Source organism: Dermacoccus sp. MPR-E5 (assembly GCF_058809565.1).
In genome coordinates this window covers 183,037-198,341 of the sequence record NZ_JBXASS010000002.1, presented here as the reverse complement: position 1 = coordinate 198,341, position 15,305 = coordinate 183,037, and the positions used below count along the sequence as shown (strand labels likewise).

The window sequence follows — 15,305 nt, the reverse complement described above, 5'->3', positions numbered from 1 at the left end:
CCGCCGTTAGACGAGACGCGTCATCCAGCCGCGCGTGTCCTCCGCGGTGCCCTTCTGGATCGCGAGGAGTGCCTCGCGGATCTTCGTCGCGTACGGGCCGGCCTCGCCCTCGGGTCCGGACGCCACCTCACCGTCCCTCCACACGAGACGCCCCACGGGCGTGACGACGGCGGCCGTGCCACACGCGAAGATCTCGGTGATGGTGCCGTCGTTGCAGCCCTCGATCCACTCCTCGATCGTCACGCGACGTTCGACGGGCGTGAGGCCCAGGTCCTTCGCGAGTTCGAGGATCGAGTCGCGCGTGACGCCCTCGAGGATCGTGCCGGTGAGCTGCGGCGTGACGAGCTCGCCGTCCTTGGTCACGAAGAAGACGTTCATGCCGCCGAGCTCCTCGACGTACTTGCCCTCGACCGAGTCGAGGAAGACGCTCTGGTCGCAGCCGCGCTCGTTCGCCACGATCTGTGCGGCGAGCGAGCTCGCGTAGTTGCCGCCGCACTTCGCGGCGCCCGTGCCACCGACGCCGGCACGCGAGTAGTCGCGCGACAGCCACAGCGACACCGGCTTCACGCCGCCCTTGAAGTACGCACCCGCGGGCGAGGCGATGACGCAGTAGGTCACCTCGCGGCTCGGACGCACCCCGAGGAACGCCTCGGACGCGAACATGAACGGGCGCAGGTAGAGGCTCGCCTCGCCGGCGTCGAACGCGGGCACCCACGACTCGTCAGCCTTGACGAGCGCCTTCAGCGACTCGACGAAGTCGTTCTCGTCGATCTCCGGCAGCGCGAGACGCTTCGCCGAACGGTTGAAGCGCGCCGCGTTCTTCTCGGGGCGGAACGTCCAGACGGAGCCGTCCTCGTGACGGTAGGCCTTCATGCCCTCGAAGATCTCCTGCGCGTAGTGCAGGACGGCCGCCGCCGGGTCGAGCTGGAACGGGCCGTACGCCTTGACCTCGCCGTCACCCCACCCGGAGCCCTCGCGCCAGATCGAGACGACCATGTGGTCGCTGAACTTCTGCCCGAAACCGGGGTTGCTCAGGATCTCGGCGCGCTCCGCGTCAGCGCGCGGGGCGGGGTTCGGCGTCATCGGGAACGTCAGGGCCATGGTCTTCTCCAAGTTGGCAAAAAGTGGGATGCGTCACTGTGTGGCCCCAGGTTAACGCCGAAGCAGCACGGCGGGCGTCATCGGGTCCGGGGCGAGCGCGGAGCGTCGACGATGTTGCCCGGGTTTCGCGGCACCCTCGCCGCGAAACCCGGGCAGCATCGGGAAGATGTCAGAGGCGGGCGGCGATCGCGTCACCGATCTGCGACGTCGAGCGGGTGGCGTCACCGCGTGACGCGAGATCCTCGGCGACGGCCTGTTCGACGCGGCGTGCCTCGTCGCCGCGCCCGAGGTGTTCGAGCAGCAGCGCGGTCGACAGGATCGTCGCGGTCGGGTCGGCCTTGCCCTGGCCGGCGATGTCGGGGGCCGAGCCGTGCACGGGCTCGAACATGCTCGGCGCACTTCCTTCGGGGTTGATGTTGCCCGATGCGGCGAGCCCGATGCCGCCGGTCACGGCCGCGGCAAGGTCGGTGACGACGTCGCCGAACAGGTTGTCGGTGACGATGACGTCGAAGCGCGAGGGATCGGTGACGAGGTAGATCATCGCCGCGTCGATGTGCGCGTAGTCGTGCGTGACGTCGGGGTACTCGGCACCGACCTCCTCGACGGTGCGGCGCCACAGGTGGCCCGCGTACGAGAGCACGTTGTGCTTGTGCAGCAGCGTCAGCTTCTTGCGCTCACGCTTGTTCGCGCGCTCGAACGCGTCGCGGACGGTGCGCTCGATGCCGAAGCGGCTGTTGACGCTCACCTCGGTTGCCATCTCGTGCGGCGTGCCGACGCGGAGCGCACCACCGTTGCCGGTGTACGGGCCCTCGGTGCCTTCACGGACGACGACGAAGTCGATGCCACCGCGCGCAATGTCCTCACGAAGCGGCGTCGAGACACCCGGCATCAGCTTGCTGGGGCGCAGGTTGATGTAGTGGTCGAGCTCGAACCGGATGCGCAGCAGCAGCTCGCGCTCCAGCAGGCCGCTCGGCGCGCTGGGGTCACCGATCGCCCCGAGCAGGATCGCCTCGTGGCCGCGGATCTCCTCGAGCGCCGAGTCGGGCAGCGTCTCCCCCGTCGCGTGCCAACGCTTGGCGCCGAGGTCGTACTGCGTCGTGCTCACCCCGCCGTCGGTCACTGCGTCGAGAACCTTGAGGCCTTCGGTGACGACCTCGGGGCCGATTCCGTCGCCTGCGATGACTGCGAGATCGATGTTGCTCATGCCCCGCAGATTAGCTGCTCGTCTTGCCATGCGAAACGCTTGTCTCGCGATACGAACTGCGCGGCAGGGCGCAACCGTCAGGCGCTCGCCACCAACGCAATCCCTGCGAGTACGACGAGCGCACCGACGAGCTTGCGCGCCACCCCGCTCTCCTTGAACATCCACGCCCCGAGCAGCGCACCGACGACGATGCTGCTCTCCCGGGCCGGTGCGACGAGGGCCACGGGCGTCGACTGCATCGCGACGAGGACGAGGACGTACGCGAGCGGCGACAGCACGGCGATGACGGCGGCCTCCCGCCACCAGCGCCGACAGATGGCGGCGACCTCGGCGCCCGCGCGGCGCGAGCGTTCGAGCCCCGGCGTCAGCAGGACCGTCTGCCACGCGGTGCCGAGGGCGAAGTAGACGACCGGGTCGAGGCCAAGGTGTGTGACGCTCACGTCGTCCCACAGCGTGTATCCCGCGATCGCCGCGCCCGTCAGCGCGCCCCACTTCAACCCGCCGGCGACGCTGTGATGCCGCTCGCCACCCTGCGCGCTCGCGACGACGACGATGCCCGCGATGATGACGAGCCCGCCGAGCAGCGCGGCCGGCCCGGGCCGTTCGCCCCCGAACACGACGGCGACGAGCATCGTCAGCAACGGTCCGACGCCGCGCGCGAGGGGGTAGACGACGCCGAGGTCGGCCCGGTCGTAGCCGGTCTGCAACCACAGTTGGTAGGCGATGTGGATGACGCCGGAGACGATCGGCGCCCACAGCAGCGACCACGTCAGCGGCCACCCCTGGGAGGCGAGGACGGCCAACGCGATCGGCAGCCACACGATCGCCGACAGCACGTCGTAGAACCAGACGAAGACGTATCCGTCCCCCACGACGCGTTTCGCAGCGATGTTCCACACGGCGTGCAGGAGTGCTGCGGTCAGCACGAGAGCGAGGCTCGTGGCGCTCATGAAGTCCTTGCATCACGCAGGTCCGCGCCGGAGCGGACATGCGAGGAGACGACGAAGACGCCCGCCGGGGCGAACCGTTCGGTTCGGCGCGACGGGCGTCGTCGGGGAGGGAAGTGGTCAGTCCACCTTGCGCGCGGCGCCCTTGTCGGCGCTCTGCGCGAAGCGCGCGAAGATCTTGAGCGCCGCCGAGACGGGGCGGTGACGGTCGACGGGCTCCCAGCCGCGCTCGTCCTGTTCGGCGCGACGGCGCACGAGTTCGGCGTCGTCGACGAGCAGGTTGACGCGACGGTTGGGGATGTCGAACTCGATGACGTCACCGTTCTTCACGAGACCGATGGCGCCACCGGCCGCAGCCTCCGGCGACACGTGCCCGACGGACAGACCCGAGGAGCCCCCGGAGAAACGACCGTCGGTGATGAGGGCGCACTTCGGGCCGAGCCCGACGCCCTTGAGGTAGCTCGTCGGGTACAGCATCTCCTGCATGCCGGGGCCGCCCTTGGGGCCCTCGTAGCGCACGACGACGACGTCGCCGGCGTCGATCTCGCCCTTGAGGATCATCTCGACGGCCTGCTCCTGGCTCTCGGCCACCTTGGCCGGGCCGGAGAAGTTCCACTGGTGCTCGGGCACGCCGGCCGTCTTGACGATGCACCCGTCGGGGGCGAGGTTGCCGCTGAGCACCGCCAGCCCACCCTCGCTCGTGTAGGCGTGCTCGACGGAGTGGATGCAGCCGTTCTCCGGGTCGGTGTCGAGGCTCTTCCAGCGGTTCGTCGAGCTGAACGCCTCCGTCGTGCGCACCCCGCCCGGCGCGGCGTGGAACAGTTCGGTGGCCTTCTCGGTGGCTGAACCCGAGCGGATGTCCCAGTCCGCGAGCCACTGCTCGAGCGATGGGCTGTGCACCGAACGGACGTCGCGGTTGAGCATGCCACCGCGATCCAGCTCACCGAGGATGGCGGGGATGCCACCGGCGCGATGCACGTCCTCCATGTAGAACTGGTTGCTGTTCGGCGCGACCTTGACGAGGCACGGCGTGACGCGCGAGAGCTCGTCGATGTCCTCCTGGTCGAAGTCGACACCCGCCTCCTGCGCCGCGGCCAGCAGGTGCAGGATCGTGTTCGTCGAACCACCCATCGCGATGTCGAGACGCATGGCGTTCTCGAACGCCGGCTTCGCGGCGATCGCGCGCGGAAGCACCGAGTCGTCGTCGCCGTCGTAGTAGGTGCGGCACAGGTCGACGACGAGTCGGCCCGCGTCGAGGAAGAGTTCCTTGCGCGCGGCGGCCGTCGCCAGCGTCGAACCGTTGCCCGGCAGCGACAGACCGAGCGCCTCCGTCAGGCAGTTCATCGAGTTCGCCGTGAACATGCCCGAGCACGAGCCGCACGTCGGGCATGCGCTCTGCTCGATCTTCGTGATCTCCTCGTCGGAGACCGTGTCGTCGACCGACTTGATCATCGCGTCGATGAGGTCGAGACGCGTCTCAGCCGTGCCGTCCTCCCCGATGACGGCCTTGCCGGCCTCCATCGGCCCGCCGGAGACGAACACCGTCGGGATGTTGAGACGCAGCGCGGCGAGCAGCATGCCCGGCGTGATCTTGTCGCAGTTGCTGATGCAGACGAGCGCGTCGGCCTGATGCGCGTTGACCATGTACTCGACGGAGTCGGCGATCACCTCGCGGCTCGGCAGCGAGTACAGCATGCCCGAGTGACCCATCGCGATGCCGTCGTCGACGGCGATCGTGTTGAACTCACGCCCGACGCCGCCGGCCTCCTCGATGGCGCCAGCGACGAGCTGACCCATGTCCTTGAGGTGGACGTGACCCGGCACGAACTGCGTGAAGCTGTTCGCGATCGCGACGATCGGTTTACCGAAGTCGCCCTCCCCCATGCCGGTCGCGCGCCACAGGGCACGCGCACCCGCCATGTTGCGTCCGTGAGTCGTCGTGCGTGAGCGAAGTTCAGGCATGCGTTCAGTCTCCCAATTTCGAGCAAGCGGTGCGAGAGGCGTTCAGAGAATGACCGAACCCGGCCACCTCGAAGGGTGTCCGGGCCCGGCTCAGCAGCGGCTAAGGCTTCAGGATCAACGGCCATCTTCTTTCGGCCGCTTCGTCAACGCTCGCTCCGGCAGGATCCTCACTACGTTCCGGTCCTACCGCCGCTCGCTCGATCCTCAGCGGCCAGCCGAACCTTCGACATAGTCCGAATCCGTGTCCGAGTCCTTCAGCCACGACATGAGGCCACGCAGTTCCTTGCCCGTCTTCTCGATCGGGTGCGAGGCGCCCTTCTCGCGCAGCTTCTTGAACTCCGGCGCGCCGGCGTCCTGGTCGTCGATGAAGCGCTTGGCGAAGTTGCCGTTCTGGATGTCGGTGAGAACGGCCTTCATGTTCTCCTTGACGCGCTCGTCGATGACCCGCGGGCCCGAGACGTAGTCGCCGAACTCGGCCGTGTCGGAGATCGACCAACGCTGCTTCGCGAGGCCACCTTCGACCATGAGGTCGACGATGAGCTTCAGTTCGTGCAGGCACTCGAAGTACGCGACCTCCGGCTGGTAGCCGGCCTCCGTCAGCGTCTCGAAGCCGTACATGACGAGCTGGCTCGCGCCACCGCACAGGACGGCCTGCTCACCGAACAGGTCCGTCTCGGTCTCCTCGGTGAACGTCGTCTTGATGCCGCCGGCACGCAGGCCGCCGATGGCCTTCGCGTACGCCTTCGCGAGATCCCAGGCCGAACCCGAGGCGTCCTGCTCGACGGCGACGATGACGGGCACGCCGCGACCGTCGACGTACTCACGACGCACGAGATGGCCGGGGCCCTTCGGCGCGACCATGACGACGTCGGCGTCCGACTCGGGCGTGATGTAGCCGAAGCGGATGTTGAAGCCGTGGCCGAACAGCAGCGTCGTGCCGGGCTTGAGGTTGGGCTTGATGTCGTTCGCGTAGACCGTGCGCTGCACCTGGTCGGGCGTGAGGATGACGACCACGTCGGCTTCCTTCACCGCGTCGGCGACCGAGAGAACCGTGAGGCCCTCGTTCTCGGCCTTCTGCTTCGACTTGCTGCCCTCGGCGAGGCCGATGCGCACGTCGACGCCCGAGTCGCGCAGGTTGAGCGCGTGGGCGTGGCCCTGCGAGCCATAGCCGATGACGGCAACCTTCTTGCCCTGGATGATCGACAGGTCGGCGTCGTCGTCGTAGAACATGTCAGCCACGGGAGAAACTCCTCTTCATCACGTCCGCCGCATCGAAGCGGCGGCCTGTTCGGTTCGATTCTGCCCGAGCACTCACTCGGGCGGAAAGTTCAGTTCTTCTTCTTGTCGCGCGCCGAGATGGCCTTGGAGCCGCGACCCAGACCGACGACGCCGGACTGCACGAGCTCGCGGATCCCGAACGGCTCGAGCGTCGTGAGCAGCGCCTCGAGCTTCGTGAGCGTGCCCGTCGCCTCGATGACGACCGACTCGTTGGTCACGTCGATGATGTTGGCGCGGAACATCGTCACGAGATCGATGATCTGCGAGCGCGTCGCGGCGTCAGCCTTCACCTTGAACAGCACGAGCTGACGTTCGATGGCGCTCGCGTGGTCGAGTTCGACGACCTTGAGCACCTCGACGAGCTTGTTGAGCTGCTTGACGACCTGCTCGAGCGCGACGTCGTCGGCGTCGACCGTGACCGTCATGCGCGAGACGTGCGGATCCTCCGTCTCCCCCACGGCGAGGGAGTGGATGTTGAACCCGCGTCGCGAGATCAGCCCGGAGATGCGCGCGAGCACACCCGACTTGTTCTCGACGAGCACGGACAGGATGTGGCGGTTCGTCGTCATCGCTGCTGCTCCTTCGTCTGCGCGGCGTCGGCTGTGGCAGCGCCATCCTCGCGGGCCGCTTCGACCGCCTCGTCCTCGTCCGGGATGTTGACGTCGTCGGCGTCGTCCTCGTCGCGATCCCAGACGGGCGTGATGTCGCGCGCCATCGTGATGAGGTCGTTGCTCACGCCGGCGGGCACCATCGGCCACACCATCGCGTCGCGCTCCACGACGAAGTCGATGACGACGGGACGGTCGTTGATCTCGAGCGCCTGCTTGATCGTCGCGTCGACGTCCTCGGGCCGCTCGCAGCGCAGGCCCACGCAGCCGTAGGCGTCGGCGAGCTTGACGAAGTCGGGGATGCGGCTGCCGCCGTGCGAGGTGTGCAGGTCGGTGTTCGAGTAGCGCTCGTTGTAGAACAGCGTCTGCCACTGGCGCACCATGCCGAGGCTCGAGTTGTTGATGACGGCGACCTTGATCGGGATGTCGTTGATGACGCAGGTCGCGAGTTCCTGGTTCGTCATCTGGAAGCAGCCGTCGCCGTCGATCGCCCAGACGGTGCGCTCCGGCTCGGCGGCCTTCGCACCCATCGCGGCGGGCACCGAGTAGCCCATCGTGCCGAGGCCGCCGGAGTTGATCCACGCGTTCGGACGGTCGTACGTCACGAACTGGGCCGCCCACATCTGGTGCTGGCCGACGCCGGCGACGTACGTGCCCTCGGCCCCGGTGAGCGCCGAGATGCGTTCGATGACGTACTGCGGCGCGAGCTTGTCGTCCTCCGGCGTCGCGTAGCCGAGCGGGAACTGCTCCTTCCACGACGCCGTCGTCTCACGCCACGTCGCGTAGCGCGAGGTGTCGACGTCGTCGAGCGCACGCGCCAGCTCGAGCAGCACCTCGCGCGCGTCGCCCACGATCGGGACGTCGGCGTATCGGTTCTTGCTGATCTCGGCCGGGTCGATGTCGGCGTGGATGACCTTGGCCTCGGGCGCGAAGCTGTCGAGCGCACCGGTGACGCGGTCGTCGAAGCGGGCGCCGATCGTGATGAGCAGGTCGGCGCGCTGCAGCGCCGTCACGGCGGGGACGCTGCCGTGCATGCCCGGCATGCCGAGATGCAGCTCGTGGCTGTCGGGGAAGGCGCCGCGCGCCATGAGCGTCGTCACGACGGGGATCTGCGTCTGCTCGGCGAGCGCCTTCAGCTCCTTGCTCGCCTCGGCGCGGATGACGCCGCCGCCGATGTAGAGCACCGGGCGCTCCGCTGCGCGGATCATCTCGGCGGCCGCCTTGATCTGCTTGGCGTGCGGCGTCATGACGGGGCGGTAACCGGGCAGTTCGAAGCGCGGCGGCCACGAGAATGTCGTCTTCGACACGAGCGCGTCCTTCGTGATGTCGACGAGGACCGGGCCCGGGCGGCCGCTGCGCGCCACGTGGAACGCCTCGGCGATGGCGCGCGGGATGTCGGCCGGGTCCGTCACGAGGTAGTTGTGCTTCGTGATCGGCATCGTGATGCCGCGGATGTCCGCTTCCTGGAACGCGTCCGTACCGATGGTCTTGGAGCTGACCTGGCCGGTGATGGCGACGATCGGCACGGAGTCCATGTACGCGTCGGCCAGGGGCGTGACGAGGTTCGTCGCGCCGGGGCCGGAGGTCGCCATGCAGACGCCGACCTTGCCGGTGGCGGCGGCATAACCCTGCGCCGCGTGACCGGCGCCCTGCTCGTGGCGGACGAGGATGTGGCGGACGGAGACCGAGTCGAGCAGCGGGTCGTAGGCCGGCAGGATCGCACCGCCGGGCAGGCCGAAGACGGTCTCGACGCCCTGCGCCTCGAGCGCGAGGACGAGGCTCTGCGCGCCGGTGACGCTCACCTGCTCGCCTGCGCGCTTCGCCGCGACGTCACCCGGGGTGGGTGCGCGATCGGTCGTCGCCGTATCGCTCATCAGTACTCACCACTTTCACCTGGAGGTCGTGCACGAGGGTCTGGCATCAAAAAATCCCCCAGCCTGTGCGGCGATGAGGGATCAGCGTGCGTCGTGTCGGTCGAACCGATCAGAACGCACGCTGCGTGAGTACGAGAACCTGTGCCATGTCACATAGTTTTGTCGCGGGGTTACTCATGGGTCAACATCGTGAGACGCGCATCTCACGATGCGGTCAGCGAAGGGCGGCGTTCGGTGTCCGCGTCAGCCCGCCGTCCCGGGGCGAGCGGTGGTGAGGCTCGCGCCGCCGGGCAGGAACGAGGTCCACGCTCCGGTGGTCTCGAGCACGGCAGCCGAGGCCGGCACGAATCCGCGCGTGACGACATCGATGTCCGCGCCCTCGCCGGCACACAGGTCATGGGCAAGCTGCGGCAAACCCGGCGCGTGGCCGACGACGATCGCGCTCGTCGCCTCGGGCGCCGTCGCGTCGAGTTCGTGGACGACGGCCAGCAGCGTCTGCGTGTCGGCTTCGCAGACGGCGGGCTCCATCGTGATGATGACGCCATGGCCCGTCTCGTCCTGGATGGCGGCCCACGTCTCGCGGGTGCGCAGCGCCGGCGAGCACACGACGACATCGCCGAGCAGCCCCTCGTTCTTGAGCCACCGGCCGACGGCGCGGGCCTCGCTCACGCCACCGTCACTGAGGTGGCGCGCTTCGTCACCGTCAGGGCCGGCCGGTTCGGCGGTGGCGTGACGAAGGAGTACGAGACGTCGGGTGGTTTCACTCACCTGCTCATCTTCGTCGCCGCGTACGCCTCACGCCAAACGCGGCCACGCGGCCCGCATGAGGCCGCGACGCTCTGGCCGCCATCGTCGCTCGGCGTGGCCATCGACGATCGCATCGGCGTCGGCCGTTCGGCCTTCAGTCGGAGGTCCGTGCCGGACCGATCTCAGGCGGGGCTCGCCCAGACGACGAAGTTGTTGGTGTGGTGCTGCGCGTTGGCCCAGCCGCTCGAGGAGTCGCAAGTGACGAGTGCGAGGACCGGGGCGGCGCTCGCGCCCCACACGCGCGAGTCGTTCTGCAGCGCGTTCTTGTCGACGCTGGCCTTCGAGGTGATGACGAAGTCCTTGTGCGTGCCGTCGGCGTAGGAGATCGTGACCCGGCCACCGACCGGGGCGCTCGACAGCTTGTAGAACACGTCGGGCCCGTTGTAGGTGACGTGGCCCGCGAGCACACTGATGCCCGGCTTGCCCGGGGTCACACGCCCGTATCCGGTGAACTGCTGGATGACGCCGCTCGGCGGGTTCAGCACGCCCCCGTTGAGCCCGCCGGGCACGATGCTGTGATCGAGCCCGATGCTCGGGATCGAGATGTTGACCGCGGCGGACCTCGGAACCGCGACGCTCGCGCCACCGCTTCCTCCGCCGGGTTTGGAGACGCCGCTCGATGCGCTCGCACGCGGCGTGGCCGAGCCGCTGGGACGACCGGCTGACGATGGGCCGCTGGTCTGAGGGGCCGGGGCAGCCGACGACGACGCGGCCGACGTGCTCGACGCTGCCGTGCCCGACGGCGAGGGCGCGGAGCTGGACGACGTGACCGAGACGGACGACGGCGATGTCGACGATGCTGAGACGGAGACGGACTTGTCCGAGCTTCCCCCACCGCTACCACACGCACTCAGACAGAGCGCGACCGAGACCGCGCCGACACACTTCCCCAAGGTGTTCTTCATGGCGTCAGTCTAGGTCGCCCTGGACGCGGTGACGCCGGGATCCGTCGAGGACCCCGGCGTCACCGTGCATCGCGAGACGCTCGTCAGCGGCGCGCGCGACGCGCCACGACGAGCCCGCCACCCGCGAGGGCGAGGGCGCCCAGGCCGGCCGCGGCAGCGGTGGTGTCGTTCTGGTTCGTGACGACGCGGTCCGTCTCGACCTTCGGGCCCTGACCCGTGGTGGTCGGGGCCGACGTGGTGGGAGCCGGCTTCGTCGGCGCGGGCTTGGTCGGAGCCGGCTTGGTCGGCGCGGGCTTGGTCGGGGCCGGCTTCGTCGGGGCCGGCTTCGTCGGCACCGGCTGCGCGGTGGGCTTGCCTGCGGCGGACCAGTCTGTGAACGGAAGGACAGTGGGCAGGCCGGCACAGCTCGACGGAACGCGACCCGAGACGCTGAAGGAGGAACCGGTCGAGGCAGCGTGTGCCGTCACCGTGATCGGCTTGCCTGCGTAACCCCCGACGGCGTAGACGGTACGGCTCGCCGTGTAGGGCGAGACGTTCTTCGTCACGAGCGGCTTGAAGCCCGAAGCCGTGAACGTGACCTGCGACTCCGTCTTGTTCAGCGTGCGGTAGCCGAATGCGAAGTTCGGCTTGCCCTTGTCGCACCAGTAGGTCATCGACGTGTACTGCAGGTTACCGCTGATGTGCGTCTCAGCCGCCTGCGATGCGCCTGCACCTGTGAAGGCGAGCGCGCCGACGCCGACCGCTGCGAGACCAGCAAACTTCTTCATGATGGCACCTTTCGAGATTTCCTTTGGACTCGGCGGTGCGTCATGCTCTGCGCGGCCCCCGCAGGGATCGCGGTGAACGCTGACCCCTCCCCGCCTGTGATTCAGCTAAGCACAGGCTGGGAGGATTGTCAGTGGTACTGCGCAGTAATGCAGGTGAATCATCCGGAAACGGGTTTCGTCCACACGACGAAGTTGTTGAGGTGGTGCTGGCCGACGAGCTTGGATTCGGCGTCGCACGTGATGAGCACGAGGCTGGGTGTGCTCGAGGAGCCCCACACGCTCCGGTCGGTGCGTAGGGCCTGCTTGTCGACCGACTTCTCCCGCACCACGACGAACTTCTTCGACGAACCATCGGCGAACCCGACGCTGAGCTGATCGCCGACCTTGACCTTCTCGAGGTTGGCGAACACGTCGGGGCCGTCATAGGTGACGTGCCCGGCGATGACCGAGATGCCGTTCTGGCCCGGGCTGACGGTGGCGTTGTACCACTGCGTCACGCCGGGGGGCGGCGAGATCTCGCCGTCGTCCGTGAGACCCATGCCCGTGAGCTTGCGGTCGAAATCAATCGACGGGATCGTCAGCTTCACCGGCACGCTGCCGCCGCCCTTCGACGCCTTCGCGGTCGGCGCGACGGACGTCGTGGGCACTGACGCCGTGTGGTCCGACGACGAGCCGCCCGAGCCACCCGATGAGCACGCCGTGGCGCCGAACAGCGCGGCGCCGGCTACCGTCAGAAATCCTCGACGATCCATGGGCGTCCCTTCGTCCGTCACATGCCCGCTCGCGCTCAGGCCTGTCCGAGCTGGGTCAGGATGATCGTACGGGCCTTGGCCGCGTCTGCCTGGCCCTTCATCTCCTTCATCACCTGGCCGATGAGTGCGCCCGCGGCCTGCACCTTGCCGTCACGCACCTTCTGCGCGACGTCCGGGTTGGCGTCGATGACCTTGGCGACTGCGGCCTCGAGCGCGCCGTCGTCCTGCACGAGTTCGAGGCCGCGGGCATCGGCCACCTGGGTCGGCTGGCCCTCGCCGGCGAGCACGCCCTCGAGCGTCTGACGGGCCATCGAGTCGTTGAGGCGCCCCGACGTCACGAGTCCGTCGAGCTCGGCGATCGTCGCCGGCGTCACGTTGCGCTCAGTGGCGAACTCGACGAACGGCTGGCCGGCCTTGTTGGCCAGGCGGGCGATCTCGCCCGTCCACCACTTGCGGGCACCGGCCGGCGTCGCGCCGGCAGCGATCGTCTCCTCGATCGTCTCGACGGCGCCGGCGTTGTAGACGTCGCGCATCTCGAGGTCGGAGAAACCCCACTCGCCCTGCAGACGCTTGCGGCGCTCCGCGGGCGGTTCGGGCAGCGTCGCGCGCAGCTCCTCGACCCATTCGCGGCTCGGCGCGACGGGGACGAGGTCGGGCTCGGGGAAGTAGCGGTAGTCGTCGGCGTCCGACTTCGGGCGCCCGGAGGTCGTGACGCCCGTGTCCTCGTGCCAGTGGCGCGTCTCCTGCAGGATGGAGCCACCGTCGTCGAGGATGGCGGCCTGGCGCGTGATCTCGTAGCGCACCGCGCGCTCGACGGAACGCAACGAGTTGACGTTCTTCGTCTCCGTGCGGGTGCCGAACCCGTCGGCGCCCTTGCGCATGAGCGAGACGTTGGCGTCGCACCGCATCGATCCCTGCTCCATGCGGGCGTCCGAGACGTCGAGGGCGCGCATCAGCTCACGGATCGCGGCGACGTACGCCTTTGCGATCTCGGGCGCGCGCTCCCCCGCTCCGACGAGCGGCTTCGTCACGATCTCGATGAGCGGGATGCCCGCGCGGTTGTAGTCGAGCAGCGAGTGGTCGGCGCCCTGGATGCGACCGGTCGCACCACCGACGTGCAGCGACTTGCCCGTGTCCTCCTCCATGTGCGCGCGCTCGATCTCGACGCGCCACGGGGTGCCGTCCTCGAGCTCCACGTCGAGGTAGCCGTCGAACGCGATCGGCTCGTCGTACTGCGACGTCTGGAAGTTCTTCGGCATGTCCGGGTAGAAGTAGTTCTTCCGGGCGAAGCGGCACCACTCGGCGATCTCGCAGTTGAGCGCGAGACCGATGCGGATGGCCGACTCGACGCCCTTGGCGTTCACGACAGGCAGCGCGCCCGGCAGACCGAGGCAGACGGGGCACGTCTGCGTGTTGGGCTCGGCGCCGAACTCGGTGGCGCAGCCGCAGAACATCTTCGTGTTCGTGTTCAGCTCGACGTGCACCTCGAACCCCATGACGGGGTCGTACGTCGCGAGGGCCTCGTCGTAGTCGAGGACGGCGTCCATCAGTTGTTCTCCTTCAGTGCCGGAGCCTTCGCGAGCAGCGGCCCGCCCCAGGTCTTCTCGAGTGCCTTCTCCAGCGCGGCCCCGACCTCGTACATGCGCTCGTCCTTCGTCGCGGGTGCGAGGATCTGGAAGCCGACGGGAAGCCCGTCGTCCGACAGACCGGCGGGCAGCGACATGCCGGGCAGACCGGCGAGGTTGGCGGGGATCGTCGCGACGTCGTTGAGGTACATCGCCATCGGGTCCTCGAGCTTCTCGCCGAGCTTGAACGCCGTCGTCGGGCACGTCGGACTGACGAGGACGTCGGCCGTCTCGAACGCCTTGGCGAAGTCGCGTGCGATGAGCGTGCGCACCTTCTGCGCCTGGCCGTAGTACGCGTCGTAGTAGCCGCTCGACAGGGCGTACGTGCCGAGGATGATGCGTCGCTTCACCTCGCTGCCGAAGCCCGCGTCACGGCTGGCGGCCATGACCTGCTCGGCCGACGGAGCCTCGACGCCCTCGGGCGAGACGCGCAGGCCGTAGCGCATGGCGTCGAACTTGGCGAGGTTGGAGCTGACCTCCGACGGCATGACGAGGTAGTAGGCGGCGAGCGCCTGCTCGAAGCTCGGGCACGAGACGGTCACGACCTCGGCGCCGGCGTCGACGAGGGCCGCAACTGCCTCGTCGAAGCGCGCCTTGACGCCGCTCTGGTAGCCCTCACCGTCGAGCTGCTCGATGATGCCGATCTTCATGCCGGAGACGTCACCCCGCTTCGCCGCCTCGACGACGGGCGGGACGGGGGCGTCGATCGACGTCGAGTCCATCCCGTCGTGCCCGCCCATGACGTCGTGCAGCAGCGCGGCGTCGAGGACGGAACGGGTGCACGGGCCGGCCTGGTCGAGCGAGCTCGCCATGGCGATGAGGCCGTAACGGCTGATGCCGCCATACGTCGGCTTCGTGCCGACGGTACCGGTGACGGACGCGGGCTGACGGATCGAGCCGCCCGTGTCGGTGCCGACCGCAAGGGGCGCCTCGAAAGCCGCGACGGCGGCGGCCGAACCGCCACCGGAGCCGCCCGGGATGCGCTCGAGATCCCACGGGTTGTGCGTCGGACCGTAGGCGCTGTGCTCGGTCGAGGAACCCATCGCGAACTCGTCCATGTTCGTCTTGCCGAGGATCGGCATGCCGGCAGCGCGCAGCTTCGTGACGATCGTCGCGTCGTACGGCGGGATCCAGCCCTCGAGCATCTTCGAACCGGCCGTCGTCGGCTGGCCCTTCGTCGTCACGACGTCCTTGACGGCGACGGGGACGCCGGCGAGGGGGTGCAGCGTCTTGCCGGCGGCGCGGTCGGCGTCGACCTGCGCGGCCGTGGCGAGCGCCTCCTCGGCGTTGACGTGGAGGAAGGCGTGGACGTCACCGTCGACCGCCGCGATGCGGTCGAGGTGGGCCTGCGTCAGCTCGACGGAGGTGAGGCTGCCGTCGGCGAGCTTGCTCGCCATCTCGGCGGCGCTGAGGCGGATGATGTCGTCGGTCACGGTCGAACCCTTGCTCGTCTCGTCGGTCGTGTCAGCACTCAT

General features: G+C 68.7%; 14 protein-coding genes. 1 reads left to right on the top strand and 13 read right to left on the bottom strand.

Annotated features, from left to right (window positions below):
• Window positions 1-6: 6 nt before the first annotated feature.
• The 9 genes from AC1RS9_RS02150 to AC1RS9_RS02110 all read right to left on the bottom strand — a co-directional run bounded on the left by AC1RS9_RS02150 (window position 7) and on the right by AC1RS9_RS02110 (window position 10,320).
• Complete coding sequence (locus AC1RS9_RS02150; protein ID WP_492920352.1) at window positions 7-1,101, bottom strand: branched-chain amino acid aminotransferase; 1,095 nt, start codon at window positions 1,099-1,101, stop codon at window positions 7-9.
• A 169-nt stretch (window positions 1,102-1,270) separates the two neighbouring features.
• Window positions 1,271-2,305 (bottom strand): 3-isopropylmalate dehydrogenase, encoded by a 1,035-nt coding sequence (locus AC1RS9_RS02145; RefSeq protein WP_239303488.1) that lies wholly within the window; start codon window positions 2,303-2,305, stop codon window positions 1,271-1,273.
• Between the two features lie 77 nt (window positions 2,306-2,382).
• Window positions 2,383-3,255 (bottom strand): EamA family transporter, encoded by an 873-nt coding sequence (locus AC1RS9_RS02140; RefSeq protein ID WP_492920350.1) that lies wholly within the window; start codon window positions 3,253-3,255, stop codon window positions 2,383-2,385.
• Window positions 3,256-3,372: 117 nt separating this feature from the next.
• Window positions 3,373-5,214, bottom strand: a complete 1,842-nt coding sequence (ilvD, locus tag AC1RS9_RS02135) for a dihydroxy-acid dehydratase (protein WP_006945871.1) — start codon at window positions 5,212-5,214, stop codon at window positions 3,373-3,375.
• A gap of 204 nt (window positions 5,215-5,418) precedes the next feature.
• Window positions 5,419-6,453, bottom strand: coding sequence for a ketol-acid reductoisomerase (ilvC, locus tag AC1RS9_RS02130; RefSeq protein WP_006945953.1), 1,035 nt, complete (start codon window positions 6,451-6,453; stop codon window positions 5,419-5,421).
• Between the two features lie 89 nt (window positions 6,454-6,542).
• Window positions 6,543-7,061 carry an acetolactate synthase small subunit gene (ilvN, locus tag AC1RS9_RS02125; protein ID WP_006946034.1) on the bottom strand — a complete coding sequence of 173 codons (519 nt, stop codon included), beginning with the start codon at window positions 7,059-7,061 and terminating at the stop codon, window positions 6,543-6,545.
• Entirely contained in the window at window positions 7,058-8,974 is a 1,917-nt protein-coding gene (locus AC1RS9_RS02120; protein ID WP_062257699.1) for an acetolactate synthase large subunit, read from the bottom strand. The genes ilvN and AC1RS9_RS02120 overlap by 4 nt, the downstream gene beginning before the upstream one ends.
• A 243-nt stretch (window positions 8,975-9,217) precedes the next feature.
• Window positions 9,218-9,742: a SixA phosphatase family protein gene (locus AC1RS9_RS02115; protein WP_062257701.1), complete on the bottom strand. Its 525-nt coding sequence runs from the start codon at window positions 9,740-9,742 to the stop codon at window positions 9,218-9,220.
• A 161-nt stretch (window positions 9,743-9,903) separates the two neighbouring features.
• Complete coding sequence (locus tag AC1RS9_RS02110; protein WP_255569627.1) at window positions 9,904-10,320, bottom strand: class F sortase; 417 nt, start codon at window positions 10,318-10,320, stop codon at window positions 9,904-9,906.
• Between the two features lie 178 nt (window positions 10,321-10,498).
• Between AC1RS9_RS02110 and AC1RS9_RS02105 the strand changes: the two genes are divergently transcribed.
• Window positions 10,499-10,699, top strand: coding sequence for a hypothetical protein (locus AC1RS9_RS02105; RefSeq protein WP_050786539.1), 201 nt, complete (start codon window positions 10,499-10,501; stop codon window positions 10,697-10,699).
• 70 nt (window positions 10,700-10,769) lie between these two features.
• Here AC1RS9_RS02105 and AC1RS9_RS02100 read toward each other — a convergent pair whose 3' ends face one another.
• The 4 genes from AC1RS9_RS02100 to gatA all read right to left on the bottom strand — a co-directional run bounded on the left by AC1RS9_RS02100 (window position 10,770) and on the right by gatA (window position 15,305).
• Window positions 10,770-11,453, bottom strand: a complete 684-nt coding sequence (locus AC1RS9_RS02100; RefSeq protein ID WP_062257703.1) for a hypothetical protein — start codon at window positions 11,451-11,453, stop codon at window positions 10,770-10,772.
• A 158-nt stretch (window positions 11,454-11,611) separates the two neighbouring features.
• Window positions 11,612-12,205, bottom strand: a complete 594-nt coding sequence (locus tag AC1RS9_RS02095; RefSeq protein WP_062257705.1) for a class F sortase — start codon at window positions 12,203-12,205, stop codon at window positions 11,612-11,614.
• A 35-nt stretch (window positions 12,206-12,240) separates the two neighbouring features.
• Complete coding sequence (gatB, locus tag AC1RS9_RS02090; RefSeq protein WP_338812873.1) at window positions 12,241-13,752, bottom strand: Asp-tRNA(Asn)/Glu-tRNA(Gln) amidotransferase subunit GatB; 1,512 nt, start codon at window positions 13,750-13,752, stop codon at window positions 12,241-12,243.
• A complete protein-coding gene (gene gatA / locus AC1RS9_RS02085; RefSeq protein WP_051805735.1) occupies window positions 13,752-15,305 on the bottom strand; it encodes an Asp-tRNA(Asn)/Glu-tRNA(Gln) amidotransferase subunit GatA in 1,554 nt (517 codons plus the stop codon). Before gatA ends, gatB begins: the two co-directional genes overlap by 1 nt.